Source organism: Bradyrhizobium sp. CIR48, from assembly GCF_014198315.1.
Lineage (GTDB): Bacteria > Pseudomonadota > Alphaproteobacteria > Rhizobiales > Xanthobacteraceae > Bradyrhizobium.
Map to the genome: position 1 here is coordinate 110,571 of NZ_JACIHG010000004.1, position 19,199 is coordinate 129,769.

At 58.6% G+C, this 19,199-nt stretch carries 16 protein-coding genes and 1 pseudogene; 4 read left to right on the forward strand and 13 right to left on the reverse strand.

Going from position 1 to position 19,199, the window contains the following annotated elements; all coding sequences use genetic code 11:
* Positions 1-802: 802 nt before the first annotated feature.
* The gene (locus GGD66_RS14125; protein ID WP_183258145.1) at positions 803-994 is read left to right on the forward strand and encodes a CsbD family protein; all 192 of its coding nucleotides are present in this window, start codon (positions 803-805) and stop codon (positions 992-994) included.
* A gap of 240 nt (positions 995-1,234) precedes the next feature.
* Here GGD66_RS14125 and GGD66_RS42410 read toward each other — a convergent pair.
* The 5 genes and pseudogenes from GGD66_RS42410 to GGD66_RS14145 form a co-directional block, all read right to left on the reverse strand.
* A pseudogene (locus GGD66_RS42410) lies at positions 1,235-1,407 on the reverse strand (TRAP transporter substrate-binding protein); the annotation flags it as partial.
* 45 nt (positions 1,408-1,452) lie between these two features.
* Entirely contained in the window at positions 1,453-3,498 is a 2,046-nt protein-coding gene (locus tag GGD66_RS14130; RefSeq protein WP_183258146.1) for a LuxR C-terminal-related transcriptional regulator, read from the reverse strand.
* Positions 3,499-3,754: 256 nt separating this feature from the next.
* Positions 3,755-4,378: a response regulator transcription factor gene (locus tag GGD66_RS14135; RefSeq protein ID WP_183258147.1), complete on the reverse strand. Its 624-nt coding sequence runs from the start codon at positions 4,376-4,378 to the stop codon at positions 3,755-3,757.
* A gap of 651 nt (positions 4,379-5,029) precedes the next feature.
* On the reverse strand, positions 5,030-5,413 hold the full coding sequence (locus tag GGD66_RS14140; RefSeq protein WP_183258148.1) for a hypothetical protein: 384 nt from the start codon (positions 5,411-5,413) through the stop codon (positions 5,030-5,032).
* 30 nt (positions 5,414-5,443) lie between these two features.
* The gene (locus GGD66_RS14145; protein ID WP_183258149.1) at positions 5,444-7,030 is read right to left on the reverse strand and encodes a lipopolysaccharide assembly protein LapB; all 1,587 of its coding nucleotides are present in this window, start codon (positions 7,028-7,030) and stop codon (positions 5,444-5,446) included.
* 502 nt (positions 7,031-7,532) lie between these two features.
* Here GGD66_RS14145 and GGD66_RS14150 point away from each other — a divergent pair.
* On the forward strand, positions 7,533-9,266 hold the full coding sequence (locus GGD66_RS14150) for an adenylate/guanylate cyclase domain-containing protein (protein WP_183258150.1): 1,734 nt from the start codon (positions 7,533-7,535) through the stop codon (positions 9,264-9,266).
* 483 nt (positions 9,267-9,749) lie between these two features.
* Here the strand turns inward: GGD66_RS14150 and GGD66_RS14155 are convergent, their stop codons facing one another.
* Complete coding sequence (locus GGD66_RS14155; protein ID WP_183258151.1) at positions 9,750-10,577, reverse strand: outer membrane protein; 828 nt, start codon at positions 10,575-10,577, stop codon at positions 9,750-9,752.
* Positions 10,578-11,088: 511 nt separating this feature from the next.
* Positions 11,089-11,310, reverse strand: coding sequence for a hypothetical protein (locus GGD66_RS14160; protein WP_183258384.1), 222 nt, complete (start codon positions 11,308-11,310; stop codon positions 11,089-11,091).
* Between the two features lie 230 nt (positions 11,311-11,540).
* Here GGD66_RS14160 and GGD66_RS14165 point away from each other — a divergent pair, with 230 nt between their 5' ends.
* Positions 11,541-11,795, forward strand: coding sequence for a hypothetical protein (locus tag GGD66_RS14165; RefSeq protein ID WP_183258152.1), 255 nt, complete (start codon positions 11,541-11,543; stop codon positions 11,793-11,795).
* A gap of 69 nt (positions 11,796-11,864) precedes the next feature.
* Here GGD66_RS14165 and phaP read toward each other — a convergent pair whose 3' ends face one another.
* Positions 11,865-12,464, reverse strand: a complete 600-nt coding sequence (gene phaP, locus GGD66_RS14170) for a phasin family protein (protein WP_183258153.1) — start codon at positions 12,462-12,464, stop codon at positions 11,865-11,867.
* 879 nt (positions 12,465-13,343) lie between these two features.
* Between phaP and GGD66_RS14175 the strand changes: the two genes are divergently transcribed.
* Complete coding sequence (locus tag GGD66_RS14175; RefSeq protein WP_183258154.1) at positions 13,344-13,490, forward strand: hypothetical protein; 147 nt, start codon at positions 13,344-13,346, stop codon at positions 13,488-13,490.
* 719 nt (positions 13,491-14,209) lie between these two features.
* Here GGD66_RS14175 and GGD66_RS14180 read toward each other — a convergent pair.
* The 5 genes from GGD66_RS14180 to GGD66_RS14200 all read right to left on the reverse strand — a co-directional run bounded on the left by GGD66_RS14180 (position 14,210) and on the right by GGD66_RS14200 (position 19,174).
* Complete coding sequence (locus GGD66_RS14180; protein WP_210321576.1) at positions 14,210-14,800, reverse strand: MarR family transcriptional regulator; 591 nt, start codon at positions 14,798-14,800, stop codon at positions 14,210-14,212.
* A gap of 382 nt (positions 14,801-15,182) precedes the next feature.
* Complete coding sequence (locus GGD66_RS14185; protein ID WP_183258155.1) at positions 15,183-15,347, reverse strand: hypothetical protein; 165 nt, start codon at positions 15,345-15,347, stop codon at positions 15,183-15,185.
* 247 nt (positions 15,348-15,594) lie between these two features.
* Entirely contained in the window at positions 15,595-15,816 is a 222-nt protein-coding gene (locus GGD66_RS14190; protein WP_183258156.1) for a hypothetical protein, read from the reverse strand.
* Positions 15,817-16,353: 537 nt separating this feature from the next.
* Positions 16,354-16,599 (reverse strand): hypothetical protein, encoded by a 246-nt coding sequence (locus tag GGD66_RS14195; RefSeq protein ID WP_183258157.1) that lies wholly within the window; start codon positions 16,597-16,599, stop codon positions 16,354-16,356.
* 1,459 nt (positions 16,600-18,058) lie between these two features.
* Positions 18,059-19,174 (reverse strand): murein L,D-transpeptidase family protein, encoded by a 1,116-nt coding sequence (locus GGD66_RS14200; RefSeq protein WP_312014138.1) that lies wholly within the window; start codon positions 19,172-19,174, stop codon positions 18,059-18,061.
* Positions 19,175-19,199: the final 25 nt, after the last annotated feature.

A 19,199-nucleotide genomic window follows, 5' to 3' on the forward strand; every position in this document is an offset into this window, starting at 1 on the left:
GCAGACCTTCTGCCTCGTCACTCATCTTGTCCCGCTTTGGGTCACGAGTGCCCCTTGGCGACGCTGTGGGTCGGCTATGGCCCAGAAGCGTCGCTCAGCGGGAATCACCGTGAAAGTCAGGCTACGCGCCAGCTGAGCTTGAAAGAGCGTTGGCGCTGGGTTGCAATTTGGCTGAGGCACACGCCCAAATTGGCGGCGCAGAGCTGTATATGGGTCGCGGGGCTGAGACTGAAGCCCATATCAAAGAAGCATTTCGCCTCTCTCCCCGCGATATCTTCGCACATCGCTGGTTCATGATAGTAGGCTTTGCCACTGCAAGGGCGTTGTGTGAGCTTGTCCCAACTTTCACAATTCGCCGCCTTCGGGACGGCGCGTACACAGTGATCACCCAGTTTACCTCGTCAAACGCGAGCGCATCTATGACGGTTTGCGGCTGGCGGGGGTGTCGGAAAGAATGAAGTTATAGGTAGCGATTCCCACCGAAAGGTGTCGCGCAGGTCCGCTTCGGGGCAAAGGCTGCCCTCATCTGTCCGCAGGACGCTATTCTGCTCACCTGGCTGTTTCTCCATCTAGGCCCCGCCGCTTCATCAACGTGCGCATCCCCGAACATTTCGCCAAACTGGTGAAAACTTGCGACTGGAGCGCTGACACATTGCACACAGAAACGAGCAGGACAGAAACGCATCCGTTCCTTCGTCCGCTATAGCCAATACTTGGTGTGCAAGAGCGATGCGCGCCTCGCAGGAACGACCGCGCAACGGTTTCGTTGTGCTCGTCTTCCGGACAAGAAAGGATAATGATCATGGACCGTGAACATGTGAAGGGCGCCGCCGACAAGGCAAAAGGTGCGATCAAACAGGGTGCCGGCAAACTTACCGGCGACAAGGACCTGGAAAACGAAGGCAAAATGGATAAGGCCAAGGGATCCGCCCACAACGCTGCGGGAGACGTGAAGGACGCCGCGCGGGATACCGCTGACGCCCTCAAGAAATAAGTAGAAAAAGGAAGGTCTGAAACTAGCCGCCGCAGGGCGGCTTTTTCTTTTCCATCAGGTCCCGGACAAGTTTTTCGGGGCCTTTAAGCTCGAGGTCCAAGCCGGTGGTGGTGATGTTCTCTCCCAGGTCTGCCGCCGACCTCGAGCCGGTTTCGAGAAGGACCGCAAAGAGCTCGGATGGGATCAGGAGGACTTGTCGGAGATTGGCCAGGCGCTAGGGTCGGGCCTTCTATCCGCGCCCTGATCGGAGGTGCCGCTCTGCAGCGCCGGCTCGCCTATCGGCGACGGCATCTATTGAACAGGTCGAGCACTAGATCGAATGCAGCCATGTCCTCCTGTTCGATTGCTCCATCATCGTAGCGCTTGAGTGTCTCGGCGATGATCGCGTCAACTGCGCGTTGCGATCCCAGCAGGCAAAAAGCGTTTGAACCACGGCCCGGCCATTCGATCAGTGAATGCTAGACAATCAGATCGTGAGCCGCATGGAGATTGGCGTTCCATGAGTGATCGTGGTGCGCATATGCAACATCAATTCCGTCAGCATCCCGGACCGGCTCCGGCCCCTCGCGCGCAACGGAATACTGACCATCTCCATAGGCTTTTCCGTGGCTCAGTTGCTGAAGGTCATACATGTCTGAAGACGTATTGTCGGCGAAACTCTTAAAACGAAAGGAATCTCCAAGTTCGGAGCCAACCGGTGATTTGGCCTGATCTGCATTGTCGGACGAAGGTCCGCCCTTTCCTTCAGTCTTAATAGTCAAGGCCGAATGTGCGTCGTTGGCAGAATTTACGGACGCCGTTGGTGTATTCTGCTGCGGGTCGCTAGTATCTAAATTAGCTGGCTGTGGATGCTGTGCGTGTTGCTTGCCGGCCGCGGAGCCATGTTCAAAAGTCTGCAAATCGCCGTGCGCCTGTCCGCGATTCGAATCTTCTCCCGGGGCCTCATGCTTGGCGTGCCCCTTGGCGGCTCCGGAGCCGTTGTCGGATTCATGCAAGACCTTCTGCGATTGACCGTGATTTAAACCGTCTCCCGCAGCCTCTTGCTTGGCGTGCCCCTTGGCGGCTCCGGAGCTGTGGTCCGACTCATGTAGGGTCTTCTGTGATTGACCGTGATTTAAATCGTCTCCTGGGGCCCCACGCTTAGCGGCTTCGTCGGAAGCGCGCATATCGAACTGGGACCGACCGTGATTTGACCCGCTATCCCGGCCTGCCTGCGTGGGGTCCCGCTGCGAGGCTTCGTTCGCGGCCGCCGCAACAACATCAACGGCCCCGGAACCTCGGGGAATAGGAACTTCCCGGTCACTGCCGCCATCCTCTACATGGGCATTGCCGACATAAAGCTCGCTGCCGTCTGTGGCGATTGCATCGCCTTGGGCGAACTCGAATGCGAACGCCCGATCGTACGCGGCCGTGCCGCCGAAATTTGCGAAGCCGGGAAGTGCGGATGCCAGTCCGTTGGCGTCGCTTGCGGTAGATGAAGTGACGATGTCATCGCCGAAATCGAACGCCTGCACGGCGTGGTTGCCACCATCGAGCTCGTAGATCAAGGCGGCGAAAGCTGCAACCATGAAGATGCTGTAGCTGCTCGAACCCGGCCTCGGCGAGTTGAGTGCTGCCTGCCCAAATAGGCTCGCGGCAATCTCGGCGTCGACGAGTTTGCCGGTCGGCGATGGCGTCCCAGTTGCGACGCCGGCGCGGTCCTTGCTCGCGCCTCTGGCCGGGGTGCCACCTGATACTGCTTCCTTGCGGCTGATTTTAATGGTGACGACCTCCGAGCCGCCTTTTGTGGCCTCGACCGTGAAGCTTTCGGTTGCGGCGTGACCGGGCGAATCATCCAACGCTGCCAGGATCGCAGCAGCCAGGATACTCATCGCGCCATAACGGCGCGACAGTGCCAGCGCGGCGAGCTCCTTTCGGCTGTTGATTCCCAGCTTCTGTCGCGTGTGGTCGATGTGAATCCTGACGATCTCCAGGGAGACATCAAGCACCCGCGCAATTTCAGTGTCCGACAAGCCTTCCGCGACGAGATCCATGATCGTCCGCTCGTTGACGGTCAGAAGCGCCAGAACGTTATTGCCGAATGAGGCGATTCCGTTAACTTCGTTACCGACCCTCGCCTGGTCAGACCCCAGTTTTTCCAGCCTCAGCGACTGCACCAGCGCTTCTGGCTTGGCGTTCATCGAAATCGCGTCGCAAGCGCCGGTCGCCAGTGCTCTGGCAAGATCGCCGCAGGTGACAGTAGCAGTGAAGAACACCAGCCGGGATGAAAGACCTTCGTCGTCCACGGCGGCGAGGATGTCGGATGCGGTTACATCAGTGAATCCGTCCTCCAGCAGCACCACATCGGGCGTCAAGCGGCGAAGGGCCGCAAGGCAACTAGCGCCATCGAGACAGCACCCAACCACTTCGAAATCTGGCTGCGCTTCGAGCAGCGATACAAAGCCCTGCAGAACAATGGGACGTCTATCTGCTATCACAAGTCGAACGCGACGCATGGGCTTCATTCGCTCGGCCTTGCAACACAACATGAGAGGCCGCGACTTAACTCCGCTCGGCCGATTGCGTTCCAAATTGTCATAATGGGGTTCGTGCGGACGCTTCTGACGATGAGTTCAATCAGTTCGTCGGGATAGCTTCATATAGCTCGCGCCTTTTTGCCGTCGCGCGCGTCAGAGGTCATGCCGCTCAAGTGCGCACAGTGAGCAGGTCACTCTCCGATGTCGCTGCTGTGCAAAAACTTCCGAAATAGCAGGATCCCGGTCACCGGTGCAAATCGATCTCGACTGCGATCCGGACCAAGTCGGAGTGATTTCGAGCGCCGAGCTTGGACTTCAGCACGGAGGTCGTGTTGGCAACGGTTTTATAGGAGATGCCGAGTTCGGACGCGACTTCTGAAATGCGGTCGCCACGACCCAAAAGCCTCAGGATCTCAAGTTCGCGTGGGCTCATCTGCGTCAAAGGACTGGCCTTGATCGCCGCGCCCGCGAACGTCGTCGCTTCCGCCAGACGCGGTGAGACGAAGCGCTCGCCGGCGGCAACCTTCCGAATGGCCTTGGCCAGGAGCCGGGGATCATCGCTCTTTGAGACATATCCCTGAATGCCCATCTCCACAGCGCGCACCACGAACGCCGGATCCTCACTCGCGCTGAGCATGACTATTTTGGCGGCCGGATCATCCCTGCGGATTCGCCGGGTCAACTCGAAGCCGGTAAGGTCGGGAAGCCAAACGTCAATCACGGTGGCGTCGGGATGCTTCTGCAAGTACGCACGGTGGCCCTCCTTTGCATCGGAAGCCTCCAGGATCTCGACGGAAGGGTCCGATGTGAACAAGGCCCGGCAGCCGGTCACGACAACGGGATGGTCGTCGACGATTAGTACCCGCATTTCGATCTGGTCCTCATTTGCACGTGCTCGCTCCTCCAGTTGTGGAGAACGTCGCGAGCACTTTAATGGTTCAAATATCTGAGTGGGACGTGGAGCGAACCGGCAAAAGGAGTACGAATTTCAGAAGATTGGCGTGTTTCTTCCTTTCGGCAGAGGCTGCTGCTTCCGATCGCTTTGACGATCTGAGCGCGCAGTTGTCCGGCGCGAGGGCGCTTCTCGTCTTCTCCTAATCAGTTCGAGTACGAAAATAATCGGGGCCCGCACGCGCCCTCGATGGAACCTAGAACCATCGCGCAATCCGGAGACGGCGGCTTCGTTGCGGTACGGCTTACGACGATGCGCCGTATCCGGGCGATGCCTGCTAAGGAACGTGAAATTCTGCTCGCTGCGGCGGGCACGCCTATGGTCAAGTCGGCGTAGGGTCAAAAGCTGCCATCCAAGCCGCTATTCCGCTTAGCTCTTGAAAATGGACAATGCGAGGCCAATAGTCGAAGTCAGCTGCGGGCCAAAAACGGACTTACGGCAGCCACGTGCCCGCCGGCTGGGAATGGCGAGCGCTTCAAACGTAGAAACCTTGGCAGGCGATTAGCCCATCTTCGCGATCAGCGCAGTGCCCGTCCTTCTTTGAGAACCTGGCTGTTTCCTGACTAACTATTTCACCCACAGCTTGAGCGGAACCGGCGGCCGATCAGGGCAATTCATCGTGCCTGTGTAGTAGTCTGACAGCCTTCCGCTGTAGGTGCATTCGACGCCAGAAAACGAAAATGTCGCGTTCAATCGCGATGCTAAGACTGACATCCGAAGGCGCATTTCGCCGACCCTCTCCTCCGGACCATCCTGAGTGCACAATCCGACGTGCTTCATCGTCAATGGTCCGGAGTACTCCTTTATGACGTGGCCGGAGGCCGCTTCCGTGACGGTGGCTGTCAACTCCCATTCGCCGAGGTGACCGGAATATCCGACAACCTCGAGCGATTGAGCGTTTCCCGCACTCGCAACAACGCCCAGAACGATCGCCAGCAATATTGATTTCACGTGTGCTCCCATGCCTCTCGTTCCCGTTTCTCAGCGCTTCATCAGAAATGCCCGCGCCTCGGCAACTTCCGTTCGGGTGCTATCAGCTGCATCAGCGATCGCTATGACCTTTTTATAGTATTGCTGAGCCTTGTTGGATTCGCCGGACTTTTCCGCCGCCTTGGCTGCGCCTACGTAAGCGCCGAGCCGGTTTGGCTCCTTCCGCAGCGTTGCTTCAAATGCCCCAAGCGCTTCATTTGCCTTGCCGCTCTCAAGCAGCATTTCTCCATAGAGCTCGCGCGCCGGTTTAGGCACTCCCGGCGTCACCGGATGCTTCTCCGTTTTGTCCTCGGCAGCGGCGGCGGCGCTCATGGCATTCAGCGCAGCGTCACGATTGTCTTCGGCGAAAAGCTGCCAAGCCGTCGCAACCTGCCGCTCAATTTCGACCTGTTCCGCCCAATAGGTGTCCTTGGCGGCACGTAGCTTGTCGCGCAGTTCGGCGAGTTTGGCGATGTGGGCCTCCGCGGCTTCTGGTTCGCCTGCACGGGCCGCGCCCAGTGCCCGCACGAAATAGGTTACCGCCTGCACGTGAGGCAGCAGGCTGGGACGAACCTCAAGCGCCGCAGCAGCCTTCCAATCGCCGCGCTCCACTGCATAGCGTGCCGGAGAGGCGGCAAGCGCGTATGGCCCGGCGATAAAAGTCTCGGTGAAGCCTGTGACCCCCTTCATCTCGTCGACAACGGCTGCTGCCTTCTCGTCCTGCCCGAGTTGCAAATAGGCGTAGACGAGGTAATCCATTGCGTGCAGCTGATCGTGGCCCTCTTTGTCCGCTCTCGCCACACGCGACGATTCGATGTTGGAAGCAATCGACTCCCTCCAGTATCCGACGCGGGTAAAGATGTGGGACGGCATATGTTGGGCGTGTGCTGCCGCTGGTGCAACCTGGGCGTAGCGTCGCGCAGCCTCGAGCCCTTTTTCGGCAATTGGCGGATAATCGTAAAGATGAATCAAGTAGTGCGCTACGCCGGGATGTTGGGGCTGCCGTATTGCGATCGGCTCAAGGATTGCCGCACCCTTGAGCTGGTTGGTGTAAGTTTTGTCGGCCGGCGACGCCGAGGTGTTTAGGGCCAGCGCATAGTAGATCTGCGCTTCGTCATCGTTTTGATACCGCTGCGCAAGTTGCTCCATGGCCTTGGAGTAAGCCAGCATGCGCGTACGATGATCGACCTTGTCATAGTCGGCGTACATGGCACTTAGCGCATCGAGGTAGTCGCGTTCGCGCTGGGTCTTGGCGCCGATGAGCTTTCCTTTTGCGATCGCCTCAGCACCCTCGGCGAGGTTTTTCGTGGGGGTGGGAACGTGGGGATTCCACAAGAGGCTGAGGGCAATGCCCCAGTATGCGATGCCGCACTCCGGATCGGCCTTCAGAGCATCTCCGAACGCGTGCTGCGACGCGCGGTACCAGAACGAGTGCTGGTACAGCATCCCGCGATCGAAATGCTTCTGCGCTTCCGGCTTGCACGATGTTTCGAAATGCACCGTACCGAGCTGATCGCCGTCCGATTCTGCCAACGAAGGTTGCGCAAACGAAAGGCCCAACACAGCCGTAGCCGCGATTGCGAATGGCGTCTTGATCATGACCTGCCTCCACGCGAGAACTAGCTTTGCGAGGCGCGCATTCTAAGCCTGTTCACTCAGGCCAACCATGCAATTTCGTTTCGGAGAAGAGCCAGAGACGGACCTGGCCGGTGTGGCATGTCAGTTGTCCTGACATTGGACCCGCTCTCAAATTGCGATGCGTCACGTCAGGTTTTGGTCAAAGGCTGCCCTCGGCAGTCAGCACGACCTTGGTCAGGTCATCTCTGGGAAACGGACATCGCCGCGCTCAGGGCTGAGGTTAGCCAAGGGCCAGAAGGCGACATTGGCGGTCCGGACTCGATCTCCTACTTGGTGCGCACCGCGGGTCAGCTCAGACGCACCCCGGTCAGCACAATTGACGTTTCAACTTAGCGCATACCTCAAAAGTCAAAGCGCGTTTGGCGCTGCGCTCTGATCCGTTTAGAGTATAGTGGGTTGGGTGGGGCCTGGTGCGGCCATGGTGCAAGAGCGGGTCCGGGTCGAGCGAAGATTATCAGCGATCTTGGCCGCCGACGTGGCCGGCTATTCTCGGCTCATGCACAATGACGAAGAGGCGACACACGCCAAGCTGACGGCCCTTCTCGCCGGAGGTGTCGAGCCCGCAATTGCGCAGCACGGCGGCCGCATCGTGAAGAACACCGGCGACGGGTTTTTGGCTGAGTTTCCAAGTGCGGTCGAAGCCGTGCGGGCTGCCATGCAGTTTCAGTCCCGCATCAACGAACTTACTTGCGACGACGCGGAAGACAGGCGCATTCTCTTCCGTGTGGGGCTCAATATCGGTGATATCATCGTCGAAGCCCATGACATCTTTGGAGACGGCGTCAACATTGCGGCCCGGCTCGAAAGCATCGCCGAACCCGGCGGCATCTGTATCTCTCAGACTGTCTTCAATCACGCGCGCGACAAGGTGCCGTTCGACGTTGAGGAAGCGGGTGAGCAAACTCTGAAGAACATAGCCCGGCCCGTCCACGTTTACCGCATCATCATCGAGCCGGGCCTGCGGACTGCGACGCCCAAACGCGAGATTCCGGCGCTCGTGTTGCCCGACAAGCCATCTGTCGCCGTGCTGCCGCTGACCAATATGAGCGGCGACCCCGAGCAGGAATTCGTCTCCGACGGTATCGCCGAAGATGTGATCACGGCGTTATCGCGTTATCCCTCATTGTTCGTCATCGCACGGAACTCGTCGTTCACTTACAAAGGGCGAGCGGTTGATGTGAGACAGGTCGGGCGCGAGCTCGGCGTCCGCTACGTGCTTGAAGGTAGCGTGCGCAAGGCCGGCAGCCGGATCCGCGTGACCGCGCAGCTCATAGAGGCGGCGACCAGCAATCATGTATGGGCCGAGCGTTACGACCGCGATCTCGCAGATATTTTCGCCGTGCAGGATGAGCTCACTGAGGCGTTGACGACTGCGCTCGCCCCCGCCATTGCAGACGCCGAGCTCCGACGCGCCATGCGCAGGCCGCCGGGCAACCTTGATGCCTGGGCCGCCTATCAGCGCGGCCTGTGGCATCTGAGCAAAGCGACCGCAGAGGACGATGAGAGCGCCGAGAAATTCTTCAGACAGGCGATCGATCTCGACCCGACCTTCAGCGGTAGCTACAGCGCGCTCGCTCTGTACCAGCTGCAAGCGGCCGCGCTCTACCAGAAGATAGGCCTGCGAGACGCGCAACATTCGGCGGAGGCCCTAGCCCGCCGGGCGGTCGCGCTCGATGGTGCCGATGCCGAAGCCCGTTCGTGCCTTGGCTGGGCCTTGCAAGCACGCGGCGAGGCTGACGATGCGTTGGCGGAGGTCGAGCGAGCTCTCTCTATGAGTCCAAATCTGGCGATCGCGCACGGCCATCGAGGCGCGACGCTGATCTTTGCCGGACGGCACAAGGAGGGGGTCACGTCTCTCAACGTGTGTATCAGGCTCGATCCCCGCGATCCCTATCTGGCAGTCCGCTTGTTGCACATTGCGTGCGGTTTATATTTTTGCGGCGAATACGAAGCTTCGATCGCGGCCGCAAAACGCCTGATCCGGTCGTATCCGAATTTTCCGATGATCTACCGCTGGTCCGCGGCGGCGCTGGGCCAGCTTGGGCGCATAGCGGAAGCGAAGGAAGAACTGGAAAAGGCCGTCTCGCGCGCACCGGGGGCATTAGATATGTACGTCCGCAACAGAGCTCCGTGGTTTCGTCCAGAAGACCACGCGCATCTCGTCGACGGTCTGGGTAAGGCCGGATGGAGGGGGTGAGGCTGCATTGAACTGCGGGCCATCCCTTCTGTTTGCAGCGAGCTGTTCGACGTTCCCGCACGCGGATTGCCAAATGTCGGCTTCGGGTCAAAAGCTGCTCACCACGTCTCATCGCGCAAGGTCAGATCTCCCTCAAACAGCGGACGTGGCGACGGCGCGTTCGTTGTTCGGCTCAGGGCCACAAGCGGACCTACCGGCGGGTCACTTCCGCTCTAACTCGGCAAGCGGAGCCCATCTCCGATGCCTTGACGGCTGGCGTCCCGCCGCCGGTCACAGGGGATAGGAGGAGGCGAGTGGAGCCGGCAGCGAGACTGCGCAGTGAGGCGCCGCGCCATCTGAGGGTGCAAGGTCGGCGAGTGACCGCGATCACTCTGGGTCGACGGAGCTATTGGATCCCGGAGGTCGTCTGGTAACCAAGCGTGATCAAAGCTCCGCGACATCGCCCCGAAGACTCCCTTCCCTTATTTTGCCAAAACCTGCTGATCAAAAGCGATAGTTCATGCCGACCCGGGCGATGTCGAAGCGCGGCTTGATATCGACATGGGTGGCGATGACACCGGTCAATCCTGCCGGCGATTGAAGCGAGCCAGTTATGTTGTAGCCGTTCGTGCCGAAGCCCATGTGCAGATACTCGCCCTTGACGGACCAGCCTGCTCCCAAGGCATATTCGATACCCCCGCCCACCGCGTAGCCTACCAGCACGGCGGTATTGGAAGCGTCCATAGAACCGAGCGGTCCATAGGTCAGCGGGAATAGGCTGGTGGGGATACTGCCCGTAGCATTCGCGCTCAACTTGGTCTCAGCCAACGCAATGCCACCAGTCGCGTAAAGTAATGCCGGCCCGAACGCATAGCCCACTCGGCCACGGAAGGTCGCATACCAATCGGTGCTGACGGAAGCGCTGCCAGTGAAGTTGCCGCCGACTGCGGCAAGAACGGGAATAGCCGAGTTGCCGGTGCTGACCTTTGAATTGATATACTGCCAATCAGCCTCGACGCCGAGCACCATCTGCTCGATCTGCCAATTGTAGCCGGTTTGAATACCGGCGGTGACCCCGTTGCCGTTGCCCGATACAGCGTTGAAGCCGAAGGGGGCCGAACCGCCATTCGTGTTCACGAATGTCCCGGTGCTGTTCGAGGCTCCGTACCTGCCCCAGCCATAGCCAATGTTGCCGCCAATATAGAAGCCCGTCCAGTTGCCGACCTGTTGGGCCGGAATTTTCGTTGGCAAACGGACTGGAGCCAGATCGGCAGCCTGAGATGTGATCGGGCCGAAGGCGAGAAGTGAAGCCGCGAAAACCAGTCTTTTCATATCGATCTCCTGCGATTAATGCGCAACCGGCGCGAGAATCCATGGTTTATCTAACCAAGCCTCGCAGAAGCCTGATATGTCATCTGGGCAACAGCCAAACATTTTCACTGGTTTCAGTTTGCTTCGACGTGGTCTGCCGCGCACGCCGCGCAAATGATGGCGCGTCGTTTTGGTTTGATTTCAGCCTTCGCCGCGGGGGTCCTCTGGGCAACGAAAGGCCTAGGAGATACGCGGGACCCCATCACGCGCCAATAGGGCGGCTCCCTTGTCCGCTTCGGGTCACTTTCGGACTTCCAGGCGGTTAAATCGAAGTCCGCTCTTACTGCGCCAGCGGACATGCGGCGAAGCGCCAGGATGGCGGTTCCGCCCGCGAGTCGTCCGGGTCCTTCTGAGTTTGCTGCATGCGCGGGGACCGCGCGACGGCCCTAAACGTATCGGCATTTTCGCAATTTCATCTAAATTTCGTGCCATATCGCACACTGAGGACCTGCCGCGCCCGGCAGCGTGGCGCTTACCGAATACGAGAAGCATCTGATGGTCGATGTCTACCTGCTGTCATAAGCGCCTTGGTGGTAACGCCCCCTTGCTGCGGCCAATCCTTGCAGCGCGTGATGTCGATCATGATCGGGGAGCCGATTGCGACCACCACCGGGTCTTCCAGCACGCAGATGATGACATCCCGGACGCGGAGCGTTTTCTTCGTATGCGCAAAGCGCCAGCCTGCCACACCCATCGGACATCTCCGTTTGGCCCCCAGCAGCAGCGGTTCTCACTCTTCAGCACGAAGCGACTTCCGGCTATCGCCCATTCGGATGTATCCCTGGATCAAGGTGAAGGAACCCTTGCGCTAGCCATGGCCCAGCGGATTGCGTCGTAGCAAGCCAGCGGCTTTGATCGGACACCGCGCACGCCGTGGTCGTTGATGTGATCCGAAGTTATTCGCCTTGCTAGGAATATCGCAGCATGTGGAACTGGATGATGCTGGGGCTAGAAAGCAATCGCGTGATCGGATTGCGCCTAGCGAAGTTGATGCGCGGCGGCAAAGCGGCCCAACGTGAAGCCCAGCGTATGGTGAGTGAAAAAGTGCTGGCGGCGGCGAAGGCCGGTACAAGCCTGATGGCTGGCGCATCAGGAGACAAGATTGTTGAGCAATACCGAAGGAAGGTCGCGGCAAACGCCAAACGCCTCAGCCGCAAGCAAACGCGCAAACGAAAATAGCGCTGAATTCGCCGGGGCGGCAAGAGCGGCTTGCCCTGCCGCTCTCTCCGTTGAACAAGTCCGCCCTGCTTAGCGCGGGATCTGATCCATAGTTTTCTTAATCTGCTTCCCGGTATCGTCGGCCATTTTGAGCGACAAGTCGGCGATACGACGGCTGCTTTCCAGAGCGGTCTCCACTGTCTCCCGCACCATGTCACTCTGCACCGCCGCAAAGTCCTGTGGAGTTCGGCAGGTCCACAACCTGTTCAAGTGCTCGATGTGCTTGTCAAATTGTTGACGAACCATCTGGAGGTACTCTTGGGACATTCCCCCCATCACTTTGGCGGCGGCTGTACCACTGTAAAGGAGCGTCTGCGCGTTGCGAGCTGACCGTTCGGTTGCCGCCGTTACCTTTTGCGCATCTTCTTCAGATAAGCCAAGCGTGCGGCTAAATTGCTGGCTTGACCGTCCCATTAGTGAGGTCGCCGCCTCGAGGCTGGAGCGCCAGGTCTGCTGTAACGTCTCAACATTTTGCTTGAGCATATCAGCGCTGGCCCGTGCCACTTCTTCGCCGGCTTCAGCCGCAGCTTGCCCGATGCGCGTAGTCTGCTCCGCAGCCCTCTCGCCCGTACGGCGGGCTGCGTCTTCGATGTTTTGTGTCGATCTCTCTTCCGGACGCGGGTTCGCCATCTTTGGTTCTCCAATGATTGTGTCGATGACTCCCTCAGCCTGTTGTGCAGAAACGCGATCCGGATGAGACCGTTCCTGAGACTTCCCAATCTTTCAGCTTGGCCGATGTCGCTAGGAATTATAAGCGAGGGTTTACTGCAGCTCGTTCCCGCCGCAACGTATGTAGCTCAAGAAGGGTAGCAGAAGGCCCTCGCCGGCTATTCTGTCGTGAGCTGACGAAACCGACGGTGCGGTCGTGAGACAGGTCAGCATACTTGATCAACGACGGCCGATTGCGCCGAGAAGTAATATCAACGCCGAAGCGATGATGGCGAGGAAAATGCGATTCATGGGCGTTCACCGGCTGCGCAGCCCCGAGCACAAGCGGCTCTGACAAGCCGTCCGCGCCACGCTTGATGCTCGTAGCGCCTTCGCCCAATGCCCCTGCTAGTAGTCGTTCCCGACCTATACTTTCGGAGCCGAACCCCGAAACCAAGAAGAAGGACCGTTGTCTGGTCCGCGCTTAGCGAGGATCGTCCGCTGTTCGCCTTCGCTGGTATCTGGACGACGTTCAACGGTGATCGCGGACCGAAGTCGAAGCCGATACAAGGGCCGCCTCAGGTCTACGGCTTTCTGAACGACGGCGCCGAATTCGCTGGTCGAGCCGATCCATCCGAAGGCGATGACGATTGTCCTGACGACAGATGAAGAACGAGAGGTATGGATGCGCGCTGTTGGACGAAGCCAAGGCGTTGCAGGGCCATTGACGGATGACCCGCGCAGGGATTGTCATGCGCTGGGCCAACAAAGAGGATCGCGCGGCGGCAGCGCAAAATTATGGACGCGCATTCGATGTGGTCCAGAGGATGCGCAGCTGCTCCAGCACGGGGCTATATCGTTATGGATGAACTTGAACATGATCGGTATCAGTCGCGGCGCGTGTTGCCGGATATGGTCCACCTGCGTCGGGCCAAAATCGTGGCCAAGCCGATTGCGGATTTCGCGGCTCTAGCCGACGCTGGAAGTGCGGACATGGAAATCGACTGAACATAATACTGACCTCGCCGCCGCGTTTGGCCTTCTTGCGATCCGTACAGGCGATTCGCGCTGGCGCGATAAGGCAACGGTTGCTGAGTACTTCGCAACTACGATGTGGGATCCGGGGTGCGCCTGTTTCGCCGCAGGACCGCTGAAGACGGTGTCACGCATAATCCGATTTTGGCTCTGAATGCCCAGATTTGGCCTTTAACAGTGCTTCACGGAGCGGCCGGGAAATTTGCATCGGCAATGACGACCGCCGAACAGCGAATGAGTGTTGGCGGAGGCTTTCTTACGGTGAAGACCGCGATGGTGTGTGGACCGAAGGGACGGGCAAAATGGCTCTCTTGATGAAACAGCTCGGCAGGACTGAGAGGGCCGAATCGCTAATCGCTATCATCGAATCCGAGAGGTCGCCCGATGGTGGGTTCTATGCCACGACTGTCCGCGCGTTACCGATGGGGTTCGTGTTGGACACCGACCCGACCAAGCCGCGACGCTATTTCCGATTGTTACATCTTGGCGCAGCTTCGTGGGCTGCCCTCGCGGAACGTGGTTCAATCCCTTTACGATGGCAAAAGGACTTCCCTAGCTGAGCCGCAAGTGCTTCTCGTCTCGGCCATTTCGGTCTGTTTTGATTTCGATATGTCCGCAAGGGTCAGAAGCTGCCATCACGCACCATGCCGAGATTGGTCAGCTAAGGGCCAACAGCGGACCTTCGAGAGGATTTAGGCGGGAAAGGCGACGCCCTCTCTCCGCTCGAAATTGAAGCAAAGCAGATCGATTTCGGACTCGCTGAGATTCGCTCTGAAGAATCTGCACGAAAATGTCTGTTGCTCTCTGGTCACGTTGCTGGCCGCCTCCGTCAAGAAGATGCACCTTCTGCAATTGTCCGCATGGTGGCGATCCCGGGGTGCGTCCAGTTGCTCTAGGATATTGCGAACCAAATCTCGAAAGTTCTTTGCGCCTGTTTCGAGCTTAACAATTGCATCAACGAGCTGTGTAATAGGATCGTTTGAAAGTATTTTTTCTCCTCGCGGCGTCACATCAAGGATCACCGAGCGCTTGTCCTGATCGGATCCTTGGCGCTGAAGATAACCTTTGTCTTCGAGGCGCTTGACTGTTTGAGAAGCGGTGGCCCGGGTTGTCCCAACAACGCGGGCCAACGCGGAGGGGGTGCGCGAGAATCTGTTTGCACGTGCCAGAAAGCGCAGCGCCATCCACTCTCGATCTCTCAATCCGTGGAGGGTATCGTCGAACTGCCAACTGCCTGCGGCTTGAATTAGCAAGTCGACCGCTTCCCGAGCTGCAATGATCATTCCTATGCCCCTGCGTCTGCGGCAATATATTGCTGATCACATGCTGCAAAGCACGAGGGAAATGATCCGACGTCTACATACGAAGGTTTGCAACCATAACGTGGACGATCATCTGCAATGACCCTAACAGGTGCATTTCCTTACGGGGACCTGACAATGCTTGCGGGCTACGGACGGCAGTTCTGCCCAGCTCCCTCAGGGTGAGGTTATTTGCAGCGAAGGGAGCTGACGGTGCGCCTGTCAGGGATCTTCGGGAAAGGGTGGCAATCGGTCGGAACATTCGAGAAGTTGGATTAGTTTAAAAGTCATTGCTGCGTGCTTCTGCTCTGCAGAAATGCAATCGCAACACAGTCGCGTCGAAATCGTGATGGACCAGGCTGCACTATTTGACGAGCTGAGGCGGATCGAGAGCGATGTGGTCGAAGGAGAATGACGGCTCGCTGAGCAAGAGGCTCTGATTGTTGATCTGAAGCGCCAAGGCCAGGACACTGCCAAAGCCGAAGTCGAACTTGAACGGATGCGCCAAGATCAGCGAAGTCGCGATCAAGATCGACAACGTCTCCTCTCGCGGCTGCAACCCTGAACGTCTTCGAGCTAAGGAAGCTTTCTGGCCTGTCTCTCTCAGAGTACCAGTTCGCTCCGTTCAGGGGTGCTCACGAAAAAGAACCGCGAGAAGCGTGGCCGATAGGAACGCTAGCCAGAGCAGCGTCACAACAATAGAGGCAAAGTGCCAATCTAGGTCGCGGCGCCTGGCTCGCATTGTATCTCCCTCCGGATGGCTTGCGTCGGCTACCTCAGCGATCCTTGTCGGGCTTCCCATTCGGGCTGCCGTCCCCGCCGCCGTTGCCTTTGCCATTGTTGCCGCTAGGGCCGGCCGAGCTGGCGCCGGATTTTGCAATTGCGTCCGACGTGAGAGAGGTGGACAGCAGGAGGGTAAGCGCGGGAGGTGTCACGGCGGCGAACTTGCCGCAGGTCTTAAGGAACTCGCGGCGGTCGTCGTCTTCCGAGCTGTTCATGACGTTCACTCCCACAATATTATTTAATTTAGTTCCACTGCTGATATTAAATCAATCTATTAAATTAAGTTCCAGTGCAAGAAGGCGCGTGGCGAGTTAGCGCAGGTTACGGCGTAAGCTGTTGCCGTGCGTGAGACTGGAGTTTCGGGGGCGACTGTGTAGGCACAGCCCGGGCGCGTCGCTCCGCCTCTTCGACTTTAAGGCGGAGATCTTCCAATTCAGAAAGTTGGGAAGAAAGCTCGTTCAGCCGTTCGGCAAAAACGGTCGCCTGATAACTCAGCATCAACGCCCCGTCACAAAACACTTGAAGGGCTTCGAACTAGAGGTGATGACGGGCGCAGCTTCATTAAGAAATGTGAATCGGGCATTGCGGCGGAAGGTCTCAACGAGACTGCTGGCTAGCTACAGCAGGCCGGAGAAGGAGCGCTGATCTCTTACGTTGTAAGGCGTGGTCAGCGCGGTCTTGAAGTTCAACGCCGCCGCGGAGATAGCGGCGCAGACCTGCGGACCGTCGAATTGAGACGCGGCGGCGGCGCCCTAGTCACGATAGCCCTTGCACTTCGTCTCTTCTTTGTACTCGCCGTGCTTGCCCCACTTCCGCTCGATCTTGCAGGGGCCTCGGTAGTACTCCTGCTTGTATTCGCGGTCGTAGTTGTAGGCGCGGTAAGGACCACGATCGTAGCTCCACCGGCCTTTGCCGCTCTCATCCTTCCAGGGGTCGGCGAGTGCTGGCGTCACGACTAGCCCGAGAATAATTCCGATTGTCGGGAGCGCGTGCTTCATGGTTTCACCATTTCAAATGGCTGCCCAGCGCCGGGCAACGAGGAAGGCGCTGGGCTTCCGGCGGTGCTAAGGCGTCAAGTCGGCGCACTCAGCATTGCCTGAACGCTCAAAACACAACAGAGCTAGTGTACGACACGCAGAAAATAGTAGCCGACGCCGCCGATCACGAGAACCGTAGGCCCGGCCCAAAGCAGTACGACTGGCATGGTTTCCCCCTCCTCTTTCTGCCCGCTAGCTAAACTGGCGAAAGAGAATTCCCGTTCCATGGCGCGACGGCGCCGTCCATTCTCTCAGGGGCAGTTCAATGGACTGAAGTCCGTTGTGGGTCAGAAGCGGTCCTCAGCGGCAGACGTTCATTCGCCTTCACTCTTCTCAGGCTGCCGGGCGCTCCCGTCAAGGCAGCATACTCCATCAGGTGCGCGGTTAAGTTAGCGCGAACTGGAAGCCAGCGCAGCATCCGACGGAGCCAACACGCTGAGACGACAAATCGAGGTCAGGCGCAAGCTGGCTACGGTTGTCGGTCGCACAAAAAAGACAGCCCCGGACAACACCGGGGCTTTGTTGGCCGAGAGGAAGTCTCGATCGAATTCAACGGTCGCACATAAGCAAATCTGGATGCCGTGCTGGAGAAACCTGCCGTGGGCTACCGCATCACGGCCGCAACCACAAAACTCGCAAATACTTGCAGAACAACTGATTGTGGAGGCACGGTCCGGCAAGACCACACTAGGAGATCTCCGGGTCGTACCGGGCCGCGCCCGCATGGCGTTCACGGGCCGCGAAGCGAGCTGGGGATACCCGCAAGCGGAAGAAACTATCCGACGTCCGAGGTGGGTCAAAAGCAGATGGTCGTGGGCGCGTGAAGGAGCGCTAGGCGCCAACCGAGGACACTTGTCGCTGCGGTGCCGGCACCTAGTTTGTGAGCTTACGGTTACTGGCGCCCCATTCCTCTCTTATGGAGAGCGGTCGTAATCGATGCGATCTAAGATAGAATCTTCGCAGCCCTCATTGGAGGGGTATGAGACATGATTTTCTCGGTACTCCTTGGCTGCACGCCGAAATGTTCGAGATTAAGGGAGAAAATCGCCGGAGGTATGGCTGGCTCGATGACTTGAGCGACCTGATTCGTCCAAAGACCGGATCAATTAAGGCGATCTTACCTTTTGCCCCGGGGCCAAACCTAAAGGATTGGAATTGAACGCGTTTTTGGGTCAGATGGGGCCTTTCACATGGAGAATGTTGGAGTTCGGTTGCTCTCCCTCCGCCAGCCTTCGCAAACAAAGTTTGCGCAAGGCTGTCGCGCCGAAGCCCGCGGGGCGGAGGCGGGCTCGTCGTTTGCTTTGGTTCAGCAAGCCGGGACGAACTTTTTTCAAGGTCTCCGCTCCGACGCGCCAGCATTCCCTGGACGGAATGCCGATGCCATCCTCTTCTGATGATCCATCGGGCGCCGCGCGAGCGTTCAGCACCGACCTGACGGGAAGCCGACACGCGTCGGATTACACTCCGGCGGCTTGTCCAACGAGCTGCCAAACCATCTACTCGTCAACGAGCCGTCATTGTCGATCCAGGGGATCGGCGGCAATTGCGGCAGGTAGGATGCATACGGCATGACTTTCGCAAGCGTCACTCTGCCCGGAAATTGTGTGAGAAATGCCTTGTTCATTCCGCCGTCCAGTCCGCTGTATATCGGGGCAGCCGGAAAATTGTCTTCGAGCAATCGCGCGTATTCGAGCTCGTCGGAGCGCCTCTTCTCCAGCGCCCGCCGCGCGATTTGCGGGTTGACGACGAAGGGGGGACATTTTTCGGCAGGGTTGAACACTGGAGGCGACGGCGAATTCGGGGGAGGTTGCGCATCGAACACATAGCGGCGGTCGCACACATCCACCCTTGGTTCGAGTCGCGTCGTCTCGAAATGATCGTTGCCGATCTTGAGCATTTTCCAAAAGGCCAGGTTGGGACTATTTCGATGCCGCGCCAGGTTTGCCGGCGTCAGGCGGAACGGATAGGCCTGGACCTGGAACGAGGGCCGGCCGCCGAGGAATGAGTCGCGTGCCAGCGAATAGATTTCGCTGATCTGTTCGTCGGTCATGGCATAGCAACCGCTCGACCAGCAGTCGCCGTGGATCATGAGGAAGCTGCCGTTGCGTTTGTTCGCCTTGTCGAACGTGTTGGGGAAGCCGAGGTTGATCGAAAGATGGAAGTTGGAGTTCGGATTCATCAGCTCGGGTGTAATCGTATAGAACCCTTCCGGAGCCTGTCGGTCGCCCTCGTACAATTTCGGCCCGAGATCGCCCGACCACCGACAGATCGGATAGGTCTTGAGGATCTGGAAAAGGCCGGTCGCGTCCTGCTTCCAGACCTCGAGCTCGGCCTCCTCCTTGAACAGGCGCACGACGATAGGTGAATATTTCGGCATCTTCTTCTGTTCGAGCAGCGAGAGCAGCTCGGCGGGTAGTTCCCTCGTTGCCTTGGCCGGCAACGGCTTGCTGCTTTCGCCGAGACAAATGACCGGCGTCAAGGCAGTGGCAAAAGCCGCCGCCAGCACGAATACACGTCGGACCATGGCGCGGATCACTGCTGTGCCTCCAGCCCTTCCGACC